17 protein-coding genes are annotated in these 15,760 nt (G+C 64.0%); 13 read left to right on the forward strand and 4 right to left on the reverse strand.

Features of this window, described 5'->3' with window-relative positions; translation table 11 throughout:
• Window positions 1-866, forward strand: an 866-nt coding sequence (locus PPL01S_RS25335) for a hypothetical protein (RefSeq protein WP_042155995.1), incomplete at its 5' end; no start/stop codon positions are given.
• The gene (locus PPL01S_RS12465; RefSeq protein WP_042155997.1) at window positions 866-1,858 is read left to right on the forward strand and encodes a DUF6708 domain-containing protein; all 993 of its coding nucleotides are present in this window, start codon (window positions 866-868) and stop codon (window positions 1,856-1,858) included. The genes PPL01S_RS25335 and PPL01S_RS12465, both read left to right, overlap by 1 nt.
• A 69-nt stretch (window positions 1,859-1,927) precedes the next feature.
• Here the strand turns inward: PPL01S_RS12465 and PPL01S_RS12470 are convergent, their stop codons facing one another.
• On the reverse strand, window positions 1,928-3,415 hold the full coding sequence (locus PPL01S_RS12470; protein ID WP_016392011.1) for an aldehyde dehydrogenase family protein: 1,488 nt from the start codon (window positions 3,413-3,415) through the stop codon (window positions 1,928-1,930).
• A gap of 192 nt (window positions 3,416-3,607) precedes the next feature.
• Between PPL01S_RS12470 and PPL01S_RS12475 the strand changes: the two genes are divergently transcribed.
• The 11 genes from PPL01S_RS12475 to PPL01S_RS12520 all read left to right on the forward strand — a co-directional run bounded on the left by PPL01S_RS12475 (window position 3,608) and on the right by PPL01S_RS12520 (window position 11,825).
• Window positions 3,608-4,759: an amine dehydrogenase large subunit gene (locus PPL01S_RS12475; protein WP_016392012.1), complete on the forward strand. Its 1,152-nt coding sequence runs from the start codon at window positions 3,608-3,610 to the stop codon at window positions 4,757-4,759.
• A 15-nt stretch (window positions 4,760-4,774) separates the two neighbouring features.
• On the forward strand, window positions 4,775-5,311 hold the full coding sequence (locus PPL01S_RS12480) for a MauE/DoxX family redox-associated membrane protein (protein WP_016392013.1): 537 nt from the start codon (window positions 4,775-4,777) through the stop codon (window positions 5,309-5,311).
• Between the two features lie 4 nt (window positions 5,312-5,315).
• Window positions 5,316-5,951, forward strand: coding sequence for a methylamine dehydrogenase accessory protein MauD (gene mauD, locus PPL01S_RS12485; RefSeq protein ID WP_016392014.1), 636 nt, complete (start codon window positions 5,316-5,318; stop codon window positions 5,949-5,951).
• 14 nt (window positions 5,952-5,965) lie between these two features.
• Window positions 5,966-6,487, forward strand: a complete 522-nt coding sequence (locus PPL01S_RS12490; protein WP_016392015.1) for a methylamine dehydrogenase light chain — start codon at window positions 5,966-5,968, stop codon at window positions 6,485-6,487.
• A 4-nt stretch (window positions 6,488-6,491) separates the two neighbouring features.
• Window positions 6,492-7,010: a cytochrome c family protein gene (locus PPL01S_RS12495; protein ID WP_016392016.1), complete on the forward strand. Its 519-nt coding sequence runs from the start codon at window positions 6,492-6,494 to the stop codon at window positions 7,008-7,010.
• Between the two features lie 350 nt (window positions 7,011-7,360).
• Entirely contained in the window at window positions 7,361-7,921 is a 561-nt protein-coding gene (gene msuE / locus PPL01S_RS12500; protein ID WP_016392017.1) for an FMN reductase, read from the forward strand.
• A 9-nt stretch (window positions 7,922-7,930) separates the two neighbouring features.
• Window positions 7,931-9,118: an acyl-CoA dehydrogenase family protein gene (locus tag PPL01S_RS12505; protein WP_016392018.1), complete on the forward strand. Its 1,188-nt coding sequence runs from the start codon at window positions 7,931-7,933 to the stop codon at window positions 9,116-9,118.
• A 9-nt stretch (window positions 9,119-9,127) separates the two neighbouring features.
• Window positions 9,128-10,222 carry a sigma-54 interaction domain-containing protein gene (locus PPL01S_RS12510; protein WP_016392019.1) on the forward strand — a complete coding sequence of 365 codons (1,095 nt, stop codon included), beginning with the start codon at window positions 9,128-9,130 and terminating at the stop codon, window positions 10,220-10,222.
• Window positions 10,223-10,372: 150 nt separating this feature from the next.
• Window positions 10,373-10,567, forward strand: a complete 195-nt coding sequence (locus PPL01S_RS26025) for a hypothetical protein (RefSeq protein ID WP_144062858.1) — start codon at window positions 10,373-10,375, stop codon at window positions 10,565-10,567.
• Between the two features lie 6 nt (window positions 10,568-10,573).
• Window positions 10,574-10,972 (forward strand): hypothetical protein, encoded by a 399-nt coding sequence (locus tag PPL01S_RS26030; protein ID WP_162176852.1) that lies wholly within the window; start codon window positions 10,574-10,576, stop codon window positions 10,970-10,972.
• 316 nt (window positions 10,973-11,288) lie between these two features.
• Window positions 11,289-11,825 (forward strand): GNAT family N-acetyltransferase, encoded by a 537-nt coding sequence (locus PPL01S_RS12520; RefSeq protein WP_016392021.1) that lies wholly within the window; start codon window positions 11,289-11,291, stop codon window positions 11,823-11,825.
• A 12-nt stretch (window positions 11,826-11,837) separates the two neighbouring features.
• Here the strand turns inward: PPL01S_RS12520 and PPL01S_RS12525 are convergent, their stop codons facing one another.
• The 3 genes from PPL01S_RS12525 to PPL01S_RS12535 all read right to left on the reverse strand — a co-directional run bounded on the left by PPL01S_RS12525 (window position 11,838) and on the right by PPL01S_RS12535 (window position 15,615).
• Window positions 11,838-12,716, reverse strand: a complete 879-nt coding sequence (locus PPL01S_RS12525; RefSeq protein ID WP_028625567.1) for a DMT family transporter — start codon at window positions 12,714-12,716, stop codon at window positions 11,838-11,840.
• A 170-nt stretch (window positions 12,717-12,886) separates the two neighbouring features.
• Window positions 12,887-14,980 carry a putative bifunctional diguanylate cyclase/phosphodiesterase gene (locus PPL01S_RS12530; RefSeq protein WP_028625568.1) on the reverse strand — a complete coding sequence of 698 codons (2,094 nt, stop codon included), beginning with the start codon at window positions 14,978-14,980 and terminating at the stop codon, window positions 12,887-12,889.
• Between the two features lie 140 nt (window positions 14,981-15,120).
• On the reverse strand, window positions 15,121-15,615 hold the full coding sequence (locus PPL01S_RS12535) for a GNAT family N-acetyltransferase (protein WP_016392024.1): 495 nt from the start codon (window positions 15,613-15,615) through the stop codon (window positions 15,121-15,123).
• Window positions 15,616-15,760 lie beyond the last annotated feature (145 nt).

Here is a 15,760-nt window from a genome sequence, read left to right on the forward strand (position 1 = left end):
CCGCCACCGTCCAGGCCAGGCTGGGGCGCTTTGCCCGGCACTTCCGCCTGGAGATGCGTGACGGCAAGGCACTCAGTCGGGGAGCGCAGGCGCGCCTGGACCGGGCCATCGATCGCGGCTTTGACGACGCCTTGCGCGCTGAGACCAAGGGACCGATGGCGGAACTGCGCGTGGGTCGCGTGCTGGTATTTCTGGAACTGTGGAACCTCTACAACAAGCTGGCGGTGACAGACAAGCACAGCCGGGAGTATGTCGAGGTTGTGGCGGCCGTGGTGGCGCTTACCGCTGCTGGTGTCGAACTGGGGGCGACCGCGGTGGCCATGGCCGGGCGCAGCGGCAATGCGGCTGTCCAGCAGGGAGCCAAGGTGTTCAGTGGGGGCTTGCGGTTGGCGGCGGGGAATTTGGCGGGGGGTGCCGCTGCGGTCGGGGCATGGTATGACCTCAAAGACACTTATAAGAATTTTAAACTCGACAATTACTCGATAGCGGGATTCTATTTCTTACGCGCAACTACGCAACTAGGCGCATCTTCTCTATCGATTTCAGTCGGTCTGGGACTTGCCAACCCGCTTTTTGAATACCTTCTAAAGAAATACGGGAGCAAACCAGTTGTTGGCCCCTTAATAAAAATAGGCGCGCGAACCTCTACCGCTTTGGCCGCGCGCATGGTGCCAATGCTCCGCATCTTCTTCGGCCTCAATCTGGTCATTTTGTCGTTGGTTCTGGTCGAAGTCTTCGTGCTTCCTGATGCCTTGCAGCGGTATTTGGACCATTGCACATTCCGCAAGAGCCGTAGCAATGGCATCGCCGAGACTGAAGAGCGGGAAATTGAAATCCTGCAAAACGCCATTAGGAGCACACTCTGATGTATTTTCTGGAACGCGGCTTTCAATGGTCAAAAACGCTGATGACTTACGAAGAAGCCTGCGAAGAATACGAAAAGGAACAACGTCAACCGGGGCAGGAGGAGCTCCATGCTCCGGAAGGCGTGGGCGACTCTGTCTCCGAAAAAGTCTACGACAATGAGTCCCTCTATTCCTACTCCGAACAATACATCGATCTGCGCACGCCCAATGATGAGAAACGAGGCATCATTACATTTTTTGCTGGCTGCTTCTATGGAATTATCATCCACGCTCTCGTGTTGACCTTGAGTATATCCATTCCTGATCTCACTTCAGGTTATCGAAATGATGGCGTACTCTTGGCAGGTTCGGACTACTTCTTTCTCACCCTATTCCCGATATTTTGGCTAGTGGTACTCGGCATCTTTCTTAAGTACACACTCCGATACTTTCGCCTAGAGTCCTTCACCGTCCGACGCATCATCGTTCGTTTCAACCGCATCACCCGCAAGGTCTACCTACTCCGCCCCAAGCACCTGGGCGGCATCCTCATCATGGACTGGGACAAGACCGAGATCCTCCTGGACAAGAAGATGAGCGAACTGGAGGGCACCGGCGGCTTCCTCATCCTGGTCTGGGACCGGGGTGACGGCGTGGACTTGCAGGGCATCCCCACCGACAATCTGGAGGTCACCTTCGTCGGCAAGCCAACGCGCAACGCCAGCGAGTTGCTGGCCTTCTGGGAGTACATCCGCCGCTACATGGAAGACGGCCCCGCCGCCGCTCCCGCACCGAAGAAGCTGCTCAGCAAATTCCCCTGGCCCTGGCTGTCGTTCAAGGCCGCCTGGGGCCTGGACACCCACTTCCTGCGTCACACCGGCCTGTGGGTCTTCGTCGCCATCAACGTGCTGCTGCTGCCAGCGATCCTCATCCACGCCACCGGGCACTGGCTCTCGCTGCTGCTCTGCTACGAACCCCGCTTCCCCCGTGAAATCGAGGAGGCAAGCCGCTGATGTCCAATTGGCAAGCCCTGACGGGAACAGCCAGCTCCGCTCCCGCAGGGTTACGCTCAGAGATATCAATCAGTAGCGGATCATCACCGACTTCAACTCGGTGTAATCCTCGATGAACGCGCTGCCGAACTCGCGCCCTATCCCTGAAGCCTTGCTGCCGCCAAACGGCACCGCCGGGTCGAGGAAGGTGTGCATGTTGACCCACACCGTGCCTGCCTCGATTCGGGGGATCAGCCGCAGCGCCTTGGACAGGTCGTTGGTCCACAGGCTGGCGGTCAGGCCGTAGGGGCTGTCGTTCATCAACTCGACCAGTTGCTCCTCGTCATCGAATGGCAGCACGCAGACGATCGGTCCGAAGGTTTCCTCGTGCAGCAATGGATCGCTGGCGTCGTTGGCCAGGACCACGGTCGGCTCGACGAAGTAGCCCGGCCGTTCGACCGCCTTGGCGCCGCAAATCACCGTGTTGTTGCGGCGGGCCTGTTCGAAGAAGCCGAGGATCTTCTGCAGGTGCGCTGCATTGGCCAGCGGGCCGAACTGGGCTTCGGGGTCCAGCGCAGAACCGATCTTCAGTTGCCCCAGCGCCGCACCCAGCTTGCGCGAGACTTCGTCGACCTTGCTGCGGTGCACGTACAGCCGCTCAGGCGAGGCACACACCTGGCCCTGGTGCACATAGGCGGTCTGCACGATGCCGGCCACCGCGCTGTCGACGTCCACGTCCGCCAGCAACGCCGCCGCGTTCTTGCCGCCCAGCTCCAGGGTGGCGCGGGTCAGGTTGGCAGCCATCGCCGCCTTGCCCACGGCAATGCCGGTCGGCACCGAGCCGGTGAACGCCACCTTGGCCACGCTGGCGTTTTCGATCAGGCGCTGGCCCACGGCGCCGCGGCCGTTGACCACGTTCAATGCGCCCGCCGGCACACCGGCTTCGATCGCAAGCTCGGCAATGCGCAGCAGCGTCAGCGGGGTGAACTCGCTAGGCTTGACCACGATGGTGCAGCCGGTAACCAGGGCCGAGGCGATCTTCCAGATACCGATCATCACCGAGAAGTTCCACGGCACGATGCCGGCCACCACACCCACCGGCTCGCGCAGGGTGAACGCGGTGTAACGCTCGCCGGCGAACGAGGGGATCGACGGGGTCATGGTCTGCCCGGTGATCTTGCTCGCCCAGCCGGCGAAGTAGCGTAGAAAGACTACACTTTGAGCGATTTCCAGACCGCGCGAGAGGTTGATCGACTTGCCCGAGCACAGGGTTTCGAGCTGTGCCAGCTCCTCGGCATGGGTCTCGATCAAGTCCGCCAGACGGTTGAGCACCACGCCCTTCTGATACGGCGAAACCTCGGCCCAGGCGCCCTTGAATGCCTGCCGGGCACTGTCCACGGCACGCGCCACCTCGGCTTCGCTGGCCTCGGCGACCTTGCTGATGACTGCGCCGCGGGAGGGGTCATACACCTCGATCGACGGCCCCGCCTCGCCCGCCTGGTATTGGCCCTCGATGAAATGGCCATGGGGCCTGGCGAGGAATTCGACCACGGCAGGTAACAGCTGGATATCGCTCATGACATGACTCCTGGATTGGCAGTGGAAAAACAGTGCTGGCCGATCTTCAGGCGCCTGCCCACCTGCCTGCCAGCCCTGCAAGGCGTTTTGTCAGGCAGCCTCAAGAGAATGTCACGCTGGCCAAAGCAGCGCCTCGGGCCAGGCGGCACACTGCGATGACTGCATAACCCATAACAACATCGGAGATAGCCAATGCGTCGCGTCGACAGGCTCAGCATCTCGGCAGCCCTGGCCCTGGCCCTGGCCGCAAGCACCAGCGCGGTGCGGGCCGAGCTGCCCGCCGAAGAGATCGGCAGCAACACCCTGCCGTTCCCACCGGATCCCCACCGTGTCTACATCCTCGATGTGGACTTCAAGAACCCTATCGCCGGCAAGGTGGTGGTGGTCGACCCCAAGGCCAAGCGCATGCTCGGCATGACCACCAATGCCTTCGTCGCACCGACCGCGCTCAGCCCGGACAACCGCACCCTGTACTCGGCGAACCTGTTCTATTCGCGCGGCACCTACGGCGAACGCACAGACGTCCTGGTGGCCTGGGACACCCAGACCCTCCGCCCGCAATGGGAAGTGGTGTTGCCGGCCAAGCGTGCCAGCACCCTGACCGAGAAGTACGCCATGGGCGTCAGCGCCGACAGCAAGCTGGCCTATGTCTTCAACCTCACCCCTTCGACGTCGGTGACCGTGGTCGACACCCAGGCGCGCAAGGTCGCCAGCGAAGTGGCGATCAGCGGATGCGTGCTCAACTACCCGGTGGGCAAGCGCAGCTTCGCCTCGCTGTGCGGTGACGGCCAGCTGCTGCTGGTCACCCTGGACGATCAGGGCAAGGAAGTGTTGCGCACGCAAACGCCGTTCTTCGACCCCAACAAGGTGCGCCTGAACGAACGCGCCATCGCCAATGGTGACACCTACTATTTCACCACCACCCAGGGCGAGGTGTACCCGGTCAGCTTCGAGGGCGGCAAGACCAAGCCCTTGCCCACCTGGTCACTGGTCAGCGACGAGGACCGCAAGCAAGGCTGGGCGCCAGGTGGCTGGCAGGCCTTGGCCGTGGCGCCTGGCCTGAACCGCCTGTATGCGCTGATGCACGACAAGCACACCGATGGCAAATGGGAAGACCCGAGCACCACCATCTGGTCGTTCGACCTCAAGACCGGCAAGAAGCTCGGCACCCTGGAATCGCCGAAACCTGTGTGGAGCCTGCAGGCGAGCCACGACAAGGCGCCGATCCTGGTGGCCACCGACCTGGAAGGCGGCGTGCAGTTCTTCGACCTGGCCACCGGCAAGCACAGCGGCGCGATGGATCAGATCGCCGACACGCCAGTGCTCACCCTGGCCCCTTGGTAAGCAGGAGACCCGACCATGCTTGATCCTGTCCTGGTGACTGCCGCCGGTACCGCCCTGGCGGCGCTGCTGGCCAGCGCAGCCAGCCACAAGTTGCGTGACTGGCGTGCGTTCAACGGCATCGTGCGCGCCTATCAGGTGCTGCCCGATGCACTGGTGCCCACGGCAACGGCCAGCCTGGCGCTGGCCGAACTAGGTCTGGCGCTGGCCTTGCTGCTGCCCGCCTGGCACAGCCTGGCGGCGCTGGGCGTGGTGCTGCTGATGGCGCTGTACGCCAGCGCCATCGGCCTGAACCTGTGGCGCGGGCGTCGCGACATCGACTGTGGCTGCTCCGGCCCCGGTGCCGCGCAACCGCTGCGCCCGGTGCTGCTGCTGCGCAACCTGGTGATCGCCCTGCTCGCGGGCCTGGCCGCCGTGCCCATGTCCGAACGCGCGCTGGGCGCGCTGGATATCTTCGTGGTGATCGCGGCCGGTGCCGTGGCACTGCTGATTCATGTAGCGGTGGATGGCCTGCTGGCCAACCAGCCGCGTCTTGCCAAATTGACTGGGAGATAACCCCATGCAACTGCTCATCGCATCGAACATCCTGCTCTGGCTGCTGCTGATCGCCGTCGCCTTCACGGTCATGGCCCTGGTGCGCCAGATCGGCGTGCTGCACGGACGCATCGCCCCGGCAGGCGCGCTGATGGTGGACAAAGGCGTCACCGTCAACGACCCTGCGCCGCAAGTGACCGCCGCCGACCGCCACGGCCGCCCGGTGAACATCGGCTACCGCGGCGAACGCTCGCAACTGCTGTTCTTCCTCGCCCCCGGCTGCCCGGTGTGCAAATCGCTGCTGCCGGCGGTCAAGTCGATCGCCAAGGACAACAGCGGTGCCCTGGACGTGATCTACGTCAGCGACGGCGACTTCGCCGAGCAGCAGGCGCTGATCGAGGCCAACGGCCTGCAGCAGGCCACCTATGTGGTCGGCCCGGAGATCGGCATGACCTACCAGATCGGCAAGCTGCCCTATGCCGTGCTCATCGACCAGGCCGGCACCCTGCGCGCCAAGGGCCTGGTCAACTCCCGCGAGCACCTCGACAGCCTGTTCGAAACCGTCCACTTGGGCAGCGCCAGCCTGCAGCACTACCTGCATGGCGAGCACAAGCACGACCATGCCCATGACCACGCCCACCCACACAGCGCGCAGCACTGATCGCGGAGCCCCCCATGAGTTTTCTCGACAAACTGTTTGAACGCTCCAGCCGCCATGTCGCCGACACCACCTCACGGCGCAAGGTGCTGGCGCGCCTCGGCTCGCTGATCGTGGCCGGCGCCGCGCTGCCGGTGCTCCTGCCGATCGACCGCACCGCCAAGGCATTGGCCGCCGATGAACCGAAGATGGGCGACCCGGGCGACCCGACCAGCTGCGACTACTGGCGCAACTGCTCGATCGATGGCTTCCTCTGCTCGTGCTGCGGTGGCTCGATCACCTCGTGCCCGCCGGGTACCGATGCCTCCCTGGTGACCTGGATCGGCACCTGCCGCAACCCGGCCGATGGCAAGAACTACATCATTTCGTACAACGACTGCTGCGGTAAGCATGCCTGCGGCCAGTGCGCCTGCTCGCGCAACGATGATGAACAACCGCTGTACCGGCCATTCAACAACAACGACATCAACTGGTGCCTGGGCGCCGAGTCGAAGATCTACAACTGCACCGTCACCATCATCCGCGGCGTGGCGGTGTAGCGCCATGAAGGGTGTGATGGCGCTTCTGCTCCTGTGCCTGCTGGCGCCACTGGCCCAGGCCAGGACCCTGCCCAACCCCAACCAGCGCTCGACGCCGGGCAACGAGGTACCGCCGGTGCCGATCGCCCAGGCCGGGTACTCGGTGCCGGTGAACTACCAGCTGCAGTGCGCGGGCTGCCACCGCGACCATGGCGAAGGCTCGGCGGCCAACGATACCCCGCGCATGCAGGGCTTTGTCGGCAATTTCCTGCGCGTGCCTGGAGGCCGCGAGTTCCTGGTGCGGGTGCCGGGGATTTCCCAGTCGGCGCTGAACGATCAGCAGATTGCCGACCTGCTCAATTGGCTGCTGGCCAAGGAGGGGATGGCAGGCGGCAGCACGCCCGAGCGGTGGCAGCCGTACAGTGGTGAAGAAGTCCAGCGGGTACGCCACAACAGCATGCTCAACCTGCCCCATGTGCGGGCAGGCTTGATCGAGGCCATGCAGGCCAAGGGGATCGTCATCAGCGATGGCCTTGGCCACTGAATCACGCGAGTGCTCTACGTTCAGCCCGCTCGGTCAGCGGGCTTTTTTTTGCTTTCCAGGGCCCAATCGCCGGCTTGCCGGCGATTGGGCCCTAAAAACAATAAAGATATAAGAATATGAATTCTTATTCTTTTTTATCAAATCGCATTTGCTCTATAACTCCCCCAACTGTACAGCCGCCAACACCTGGCCAACTGTCTGCAGCGCAACACCGGATCAACATCCAAGGCCCGCAAGGCAACACCAGTCGCACCCTTGGAATGCATGCAACTTGTTGATTAATAACGACATCACAACCCGGCACGACGATTGCTCAAGCAAAGTCCCCTTTCCTGAACCGGAGACATGCCATGAGCGCCCCCCTGAACGTCGTAGCCTTGTCCGGCGGCACTTCCCGCCCCTCACGCACCCTCACCCTGACCGAGGCCATCCTCGCCGAACTGGGCCAGCACCTGAACATCAAGCCGCACTTGATCGAACTGGGCGATATCGCCCGGCCCCTTGGCGCCGCGCTGTGGCGCAACGAATTGCCCAAGACCGTCGAGCAGCAGTTGCGCCTGGTGGAAAAGGCCGACCTGCTGGTGGTGGCCACACCGGTCTACCGCGGCAGCTTCCCCGGCCACTTCAAGCACCTGTTCGACCTGATCGGCCAGGACGCGCTGACAGACACCCCGGTCCTGCTGGCCGCCACTGGTGGCAGTGAACGCCACGCGCTGGTGCTGGATCACCAGTTGCGCCCGCTGTTCAGCTTCCTGCAGGCGCTGACCTTGCCGATCGGGGTGTATGCCAGCCAGGCAGAGCTCGCCGATTACCGGGTCTCCAGCGATGCCTTGAACGCCCGCATCCGCCTGGCCGCCGAGCGCGCCGTGCCGCTGTTCGGCGCCCACCATGCGCTGCGCAAGAGCGCCTGAGGAGTGGCCATGAATGCACCGGTAAACCCTGCCCAGCGTTCGGCCCTGGCCATTGCCCGTGAGCTGGCCGGGCAATTTGCCCAAAGCGCCGTCGAGCGTGACGAGCGCGGCGGCACGCCCAAGGCCGAACGCGATGCACTGCGCGACAGTGGCCTGCTGTCGCTGGTGATCCCGCAGGCCTTCGGTGGCCAGGGCGCCAGCTGGCACGACACCTTGGAGGTGGTGCGCGAGTTCGCTCGCGTCGACAGCTCGCTCGCCCACGTGCTCGGCTTCCATCACCTGATGCTGGCCACCGTGCGCCTGTTCTCGCGCCCTGAGCAATGGCAGCCGTGGTTCGAGCAGACCGCGCGCAAACACTGGTTCTGGGGTAATGCCCTCAACCCACTGGACACCCGCACGGTGGTCAAGCACTTCGACGGCTGGTGCGAGTTCTCGGGCAAGAAAAGCTTCTGCTCCGGCGCCAGTGACTCGGAAATGCTGATTGCCTCGGCCGTGGACGAACGCGCCGGCGGCAAGCTGCTGATTGCCGCGATCCCCAGCGGCCGCACCGGCATCAGCCTGCACAACGACTGGAACAACATCGGCCAGCGCCAGACCGACAGTGGCAGCGCCACTTTCGAACGGGTGCGCGTCGAGCATGACGAACTGTTGCTCGACCCCGGACCGCTGAGCACTCCCTTCGCCGCCCTGCGCCCACTGATCGCCCAACTGCATTTCGCCAACCTGTTCCTCGGCATCGCCGAAGGTGCATTCGACGAGGCGCGCCAGTACACCCTCAAGGAAAGCCGGCCGTGGTTCCGTTCGGGGGCCACCAGCCCCGCCGACGACCCTTACGTGCTGCGCCACTACGGCGAGTTCTGGGTCGGCCTGGAAAGCGTGCGGCTGCTGATCGAACGTGCCGCCCGGCAACTCGACAGTGCCTGGGCCAAGGCACAGGCGCTGAGCGCCGAGGAGCGCGGCGACCTGGCCCTGGCCATCGGCACCGCCAAGGTCGCGGCCACGCGCCACGGCCTGGACATCTGCAACCGCCTGTTCGAAGTCACCGGCGCCCGCGCCACCCATGCTTCGCTGCGCTTCGACCGCCATTGGCGCAACCTGAGAACGCAAACCCTGCACGACCCGGTGGACTACCGCATCCACGAGCTCGGCGAGTGGGCCCTCAGCGGCCAGCGCCCTGCCCCATCCTTCTATTCCTGAGGATCGCCCATGCAACTGCTGACCCTCCCCCCGTCACCGCAACTGGCTACCTCGATCAGGGCGACCGCACAGGTCTTCGAGGACCCCAGATCGCTGGCGCTTCTCGCCCACTTGCAGCAGGTCGCCCCCAGCGAGGCCAGCGTCCTGATCATCGGCGAAACCGGCACGGGCAAGGAGCTGGTCGCACGCCACATCCACAACCTCAGCGGCCGGCGCAACGGCCCGTTCGTCGCGGTCAACTGCGGCGCGTTCTCCGAGTCGCTGGTCGAGGCCGAGCTGTTCGGCCATGAAAAAGGCGCCTTCACCGGCGCCCTGGCGGCCAAGGCCGGCTGGTTCGAGGAGGCCAACGGCGGCACGCTGTTCCTCGACGAGATCGGTGACCTGCCGCTGCCGATCCAGGTCAAGCTGCTGCGCGTGTTGCAGGAGCGCGAGGTGGTGCGGCTGGGCTCGCGCAAGAGCATTGCGATCAATGTGCGGGTGCTGGCGGCAACCAACGTGCAGCTGGAAAAAGCCATCAATGCCGGGCATTTTCGCGAAGACCTTTACTACCGACTGAACGTGGTGGCCCTGCAGCTGCACCCGCTGCGCGACCGGCCCGGCGACATCTTGCCGCTGGCCCGGCACTTCATCCGCAGCTACAGCGAGCGCCTGGGCTACGGCCCGGTGGAACTCAGCCCCAAGGCTCAGGCCAAGCTGGTCGAGTACAGCTGGCCGGGCAACATTCGCGAACTGGAGAACGTGATTCATCACAGCCTGCTGACCTGCGGCGATGGGCTGGTGCAGGCGCAGGATCTGCGTCTGTCCCATCTGCGCCTGGAGCGTCAGGAGGCCAGCAACAATGGCGTCGAAGACTTGCTTTTGCAGGCATTCAGCCGGTTGTACGAGGAGCAGCCTGGGGAGTTGTACGAGAAGGTCGAAAATGCGCTGCTGCGCTCGGCCTACCACTTCTGCCATTACAACCAGGTACATACCGCACAGTTGCTAGGGTTGTCGCGCAATGTCACGCGCACGCGGCTGATTGCCATTGGCGAGTTGGTGGTGAACAAGCGGCGGGTACAGCAGGAGCAGGCGTTTGATGCCAGGGTGGTGCGGTTGTCGATCTGAGCCTTGCAGCGTCCGCTGTGGCCTCATCGCCAGCAAGCTGGCTCCTACAGATACCCCACCGAGTTGAAGAACTCAGCAGGTACCTGTGGCAGCCGGCTTGCCGGCGATAGGGCCGCAACGGTTCTGCCACTGTCAGGTCCGATCACCTCCATGATCATCCCCGACATCATGATTCACCCCATCATCCGCGCCATGCCCTACGCCGTGCGCCTCGCCTACATTGTGATTCGCTTCGTGATTTGCTTCGTGATTTGCCTCGTGGTTCGCTTCGTGATTTGCCTCATGGTTGGCTTCGTGGTTGGCGCCATCATCTGCCCCATTCCGGCCGCTCTCTCCACGACCTGAACTGGCATGGCCACCACCATCGCCACTATGACCGCTACCCGCACCGCCATGGCCTGCGCCGCTACCGTGTCCACCACCACCGCCGCTGCCGCCGTGACCACCACCTCCGCCACTGCCGCCACCGCCGTGACCACCGCCGCCACTTCCACCACCACCGCCGTGGCCACCACCGCCGCTGCCGCCGTGCCCACCGCCTCCACCACTGCCACCCCCGCCACCGCCGTGCCCGCCACCTCCACCGCCGCCACCATCCTTCGCATACGCGCTGGATGCACCGCCAAGAGAGTCAGGTACGAGTACCGCCGATGCCGACAGCACCGCGCCGATGGCCAACGCCAACATACATTTCTTCAGCATGATGAGCCTCCGCTTGGAGTTGCACGGGTTGCACAAGGCTTCCCGTGATGTCCGGCCCCCCCATGGGGCGACCTGCCAACCAGCGCGGCCTTCCATCACCGACAATTGAACGAGATCCATCAGGGCCTGCTGGCCGAATGTTGCAGAATGTTTCTCAGATAGTCAGCGTAGACCGACGGGTCCCGCTTCGCTAGCACTCGCGCCGCCAATCGTCAGTCAGCATTACCGCGGCGATATCCGCCACGTAAGTTTCGCTATGCGCATGCGGCCTGGTCCCCGGCATCCGCGAACACCGTGGCCGGTACAACACGCGGAAACTGTGATTAGATTGTTCGCCTCACTCCACTCACAGCCAGGAAGGCCCATGTCCCACGCCACGCTGCCTCGCACCCTGTCTACGCCACGCACACGCCTGGTGCGTCCCGAGCCGGCGCTTGCCGAGCAAGTGCTGCACGCCCTGCTGGACAGCTACAGCCTGCATGAGCCATTCCTGGCCTGGGCCAAACCTGACTGGACGCTGGACGAAGTGCGCGAAAGCCTGCACGCGAGCGCCCGCGAATTCCTCGAACCGACCGCGGAGAAGCGCTACTTCGTGCTGCGCCCGGACGGCCATGCGGTGATCGGCTGCATCGGTCTGAGCCCTGGCAATGGCGAATACGAAGTGGGCTACTGGGTCAGCCAGGCCAGCAGTGGCCAGGGCCTGATGCGTGAAGCGCTGGTCGGCCTGCTCGATGCGATCGACACGCCGGTGTGGCTGACCACCGACATCGACAACCACGCGAGCCAGCGCCTGGCGCAACGATCAGGTTTCAGCGTGGCCGGCAGCCGGCTCAACGAGCTCGACCCGAGCACCCCACGACCGCTCTATCGGCGCGTGCCCAAGGCTGCGCAAGGCCAGTAGCGCTGCAGCGCCTCATTTGCTGCGCTGCATCCACGCTGCCCCCAGCCCGCTCACGCAGATGATCGCGATCCCCAGCAAGCTGGCACTGTCCGGCACCTGGCTGTAGATCACCAGGCCCAACAGCCCGGCGAACACGATCTGGCAATAACTGAACGGCGCCAACAGCGCCGGTGCGGCATGGCGGAAGGCCTGGGTCAGCAGCAAATGCGCGCTCATGCCGAAGCCACCGAGCGCCAGCATCAACAGCGCATGGTCCCAGCGCGGCAGCTGCCAGAAGAACGGCACCAGCGCGCTCATCACCAAGGTGTTGCACAACCCGGCGTAGAAGTTGCTGGTGGTGGGGCTGTCGTAGGCGGCGACCATTCGCGTCAGCAACTGGTAGAAGCAGAAGCCCAGCGCCGAACCGAGCGGATAGAGAATCGCCGGGGTGAACATTGCACCGCCCGGATGCACCACCACCAGCACGCCAATGAACCCCAGCACCACCGCCAGCCACTGCCCCGCCGTGACCCGCTCCTTGAGCAGCGGCGCGGACAACGCGGTGACCAGCACCGGAGCGAGGAAGTTGACCGATGTGGCTTCGGCCAGCGGCAGGTACTGCAAGCCGGTGGTGAACAGCAGGCTGGTACTGAGCAGGCTCAATGCGCGCAGGGTCTGCAGCACGGGTCGCCGGGTACGCAGCACGTTGAGGCCGGACCTGGGCAGGAAGATCCCGGCCATGAGCAAGGTGTGCACCACATAGCGGACCCACACCACCATGACGATCGGATACAGCCCGCCGAGAAACTTGGACAGCGCATCGTGGCTGGCAAACAGGAACGTCGCCACCACCACCAGGGCAATGCCGCGCAAGGGCTGGTTGACACCGGACAAGGGGGTGCTGGAACTCATGGCGATCTCGACGGCGGCGCGGCGGCATGCAGCGCCCGGGTTACGGCAGGTGCGACAGCAGGGATTCTAGAAGAGATACGACGACTTACCCAAGGGCAATCCCCGCTGCACCTGAACGGCAAGACGCATTCCGTTCGCTGATCGACCACTTTGTCCCGGCGCCGCCTTCGTCACACTGCCGCCACCTCTTTCAACCGCTCGCTGGCCGGCGCCGGCCGGCCGTACAGGTAACCCTGGAAGTGCGAGCAGCCTTCGGCGGCCAGCCGCTGCATCTGCTCCTCGGACTCCACTCCCTCGGCCGTGGTCTTGATCATCAGGCTGTTGGACAGCTCGGTGATGGCGCGGATGATCGACATCGCCTCGCGGCTCTCGCACATGTCGTGCACGAACGACTTGTCGATCTTGATCCGGTCGAACGGGAACGAGCGCAGGTAGCCCAGCGACGAATAGCCGGTGCCAAAGTCGTCCAGCGAAATCGATACGCCCAGGTCCTTCAGCGCCCGCAGGGTACGCACGTTCTCTTCACTGTTGCCCAAAAGCACCGATTCGGTGATTTCCAGCTCCAGACGCTGCGCCGGCAGGCCGGAGTCGGCAAGGGCCAGGGACACGATGTGGACCAGGTTGCCGTTCTTGAACTGCACCGGCGACAGGTTGACCGACACCGTCTGCTCGCTGTCCCAGCTGGCCGCCTCCTGGCACGCCAGGTTCAGCGCCCGGGTGCCGAGTTCGTGGATCAGCCCGGTTTCCTCGGCAATGGGGATGAAGTCCATGGGCATGACCATGCCGCGAGTCGGGTGCTCCCAGCGCAACAGCGCTTCGTAGCCAGTCACGCTGTTGGTCTGCTGATCCACCACCGGCTGGTAATGCAGGTGCAGCTGCCCCAGGTGCAGCGCGGTGCGCAGGTCGGTTTCCACCAGGCGGCGCTGGCGTGCGGCGACATCGAGTTCGACGTTGAAGCACTCGTAGCGGTTGCGACCGTTGCGCTTGGCTTCGTACAAGGCCATGTCGGCATAGCCCAGCAGCTGCTCGGCCTGGTCGTTGTCATCGGGAGACAAGGCGATGCCGATGCTCACGCCCACCGAGAACTGATGGCCCTCGATCTGGAAGGGCGGGCTGATGGCCTCGATCAGCCGCTGCGCGGTATGACTGGCGGCATCGCGGTGTTCAAGGCCGGTCAGGACCACGGCGAACTCGTCGCCACCCAGGCGCGCCAGGGTGTCGTGCTCGCGCAGTTCGCGGCGCAGGCGTTTGCCCAGCGCGCGCAAGAGCTTGTCGCCGAAGGCATGGCCGAGCGAGTCGTTGATGTTCTTAAAGTTGTCCAGGTCCAGGCACAACGCGGCGGTCAGCCGGTCATGCTCGTGGCCGCGCACCAGGGCCTGCTTGAGGCGCTCGTTGAACAGGGTGCGGTTGGGCAGGCCGGTCAGCGCATCGTGGTGCGCCATGTGGTGGATCTGGGCGTGGGCCGCCAGCTCTTCGGTGGCATCCTCGGCGACGAACAGGACATAGTCGGCCTGGCCTTCGCGGTTCTGGCTGAGCAATGCGCGGCTGCGCAAGGTGCGTGGGCCACACAGGGTATCGACCCGTGTTTCGGCGGCGAAACCCTTGCTGCTGCGGGCGCCGCGGCCGAGCTGCTGCTCCAGGTAGTCGGCGGCGCCCGGGGCCATGCATTCGCCGGGGAGGCGCCCGATCATGCTGCAGCCCGGCCCGCCGAACAGCCGTTCGGCCTGCTGGTTGGCCAGCAGGATGCGCTGGGTTTCCAGGTCCTGGACGATGACGCTGGCGGGAATGTTGGCAATCACCGAATCGAGAAACTGCGACAGGTTGGCCATTTCCTGGCTGTACTGCTCGGCCAGCTCCTTGGCCTGCAGCAGCTCCAGCTCCTGTTGCCGGCGTTCGGAAATATCGCGGGTGACCTTGGCGAAGCCGACCAGCTTGCCGGCGTCATCGCGCACGGCATCGATCACCACATGGGCGTGAAAGACGCTGCCGTCCTTGCGCAGGCGCACGCCGACCTCCTCGAAACGCCCGGTCTGGCGGGCCTGCTCCAGGTTCTGCTCGGGCAGACCGGCGGCGCGATCGGCTTCGGTATAGAACAACGAGTAATGCTTGCCGACGATTTCCTCGGCGAAATAGCCCTTGGCCCGCTGGGCGCCGGGGTTCCAGTTGGCGACGATACCTTCGGGGGTGAGCAGGTAGATGGCGTAGTCCACCACGCTCTGGATCAACAGCCGGTACATGATGTCGGGGCTTGCGACTAGCGACATGAAATTTACCTGAACCTGCAACGTGCACGAAAAGGAACCCCGGAATAGAGCGGCCGGGACTTTGATAGCGATGCTGGCATTATGCCGCTTGAATGAATTTTGTGAAGTGGGTCACAGAATTTTGCAGACCAGGGCGCAACTCAATGCAGGGCAGACGTGATGCGATAGGTCAGCAGGTCCGGGTCATCTTCCAGCATCATCTGCTGCACCGGCCGGTACAGTTCGGCGACCATCGCCTTGCAGAAGGCTACCGCAACCGGGTCCAGGACATGGCAGCGCAGCAGCCAGTCGCCGGGGCTGCCCAGGAACTGTTGCGCCACCGCCCGGCCGATGCCCTGGCGGCGGTAGCGCTTGAGGATGAATAGGTCGGCCAGTTCCAAGGCATCGATATCCGGCAACTCGCTGCGTTCGATCAGCACGAAGCCTGCGATGTAGCCATCGAGCAGCACCAGGTTGGCGCTCCAGCCCGGGGCTTGCCAGTAACGCTGCAGGTGCGCTTCGTGGATGTAGAAACGCCCGTCGACCTCCACGTCTTCCTGCTCCCAGTCAGAGGATTCGTAGGCGTAGAACTGGTAGAGGTTGCGGATCAGTTCGGCCTGGTCCGGCGTGGTGGGCAGAAGCTCGATGGGCAGCATGGGCGGGCTCGGCGAAAAACGGCCATTCTACGGTTTTTATGTAGGGATTTTCGCGACAGCCTGCACGAAACGTCCACATCATGTTTATAGGCACAGCGCGCACAGCGCTGTAGATTGCAGGTTCCGGCACGGAGGCCAGCCATCA

The organism is Pseudomonas plecoglossicida NBRC 103162 = DSM 15088, from assembly GCF_000730665.1.
In the GTDB taxonomy this organism is placed as follows: Bacteria; Pseudomonadota; Gammaproteobacteria; order Pseudomonadales; family Pseudomonadaceae; genus Aquipseudomonas; species Aquipseudomonas plecoglossicida.

What these genes read in the sequence shown, in the direction of transcription:
- PPL01S_RS12465 (WP_042155997.1), top strand. Translation starts at nt 866, where the DNA reads ATGTATTTTCTGGAACGCGGCTTTCAATGGTCAAAAACGCTGATGACT.
- PPL01S_RS12470 (WP_016392011.1), bottom strand. Translation starts at nt 3,415, where the DNA reads ATGAGCGATATCCAGCTGTTACCTGCCGTGGTCGAATTCCTCGCCAGG.
- PPL01S_RS12475 (WP_016392012.1), top strand. Translation starts at nt 3,608, where the DNA reads ATGCGTCGCGTCGACAGGCTCAGCATCTCGGCAGCCCTGGCCCTGGCC.
- PPL01S_RS12480 (WP_016392013.1), top strand. Translation starts at nt 4,775, where the DNA reads ATGCTTGATCCTGTCCTGGTGACTGCCGCCGGTACCGCCCTGGCGGCG.
- mauD (WP_016392014.1), top strand. Translation starts at nt 5,316, where the DNA reads ATGCAACTGCTCATCGCATCGAACATCCTGCTCTGGCTGCTGCTGATC.
- PPL01S_RS12490 (WP_016392015.1), top strand. Translation starts at nt 5,966, where the DNA reads ATGAGTTTTCTCGACAAACTGTTTGAACGCTCCAGCCGCCATGTCGCC.
- PPL01S_RS12495 (WP_016392016.1), top strand. Translation starts at nt 6,492, where the DNA reads ATGAAGGGTGTGATGGCGCTTCTGCTCCTGTGCCTGCTGGCGCCACTG.
- msuE (WP_016392017.1), top strand. Translation starts at nt 7,361, where the DNA reads ATGAGCGCCCCCCTGAACGTCGTAGCCTTGTCCGGCGGCACTTCCCGC.
- PPL01S_RS12505 (WP_016392018.1), top strand. Translation starts at nt 7,931, where the DNA reads ATGAATGCACCGGTAAACCCTGCCCAGCGTTCGGCCCTGGCCATTGCC.
- PPL01S_RS12510 (WP_016392019.1), top strand. Translation starts at nt 9,128, where the DNA reads ATGCAACTGCTGACCCTCCCCCCGTCACCGCAACTGGCTACCTCGATC.
- PPL01S_RS26025 (WP_144062858.1), top strand. Translation starts at nt 10,373, where the DNA reads ATGATCATCCCCGACATCATGATTCACCCCATCATCCGCGCCATGCCC.
- PPL01S_RS26030 (WP_162176852.1), top strand. Translation starts at nt 10,574, where the DNA reads ATGGCCACCACCATCGCCACTATGACCGCTACCCGCACCGCCATGGCC.
- PPL01S_RS12520 (WP_016392021.1), top strand. Translation starts at nt 11,289, where the DNA reads ATGTCCCACGCCACGCTGCCTCGCACCCTGTCTACGCCACGCACACGC.
- PPL01S_RS12525 (WP_028625567.1), bottom strand. Translation starts at nt 12,716, where the DNA reads ATGAGTTCCAGCACCCCCTTGTCCGGTGTCAACCAGCCCTTGCGCGGC.
- PPL01S_RS12530 (WP_028625568.1), bottom strand. Translation starts at nt 14,980, where the DNA reads ATGTCGCTAGTCGCAAGCCCCGACATCATGTACCGGCTGTTGATCCAG.
- PPL01S_RS12535 (WP_016392024.1), bottom strand. Translation starts at nt 15,615, where the DNA reads ATGCTGCCCATCGAGCTTCTGCCCACCACGCCGGACCAGGCCGAACTG.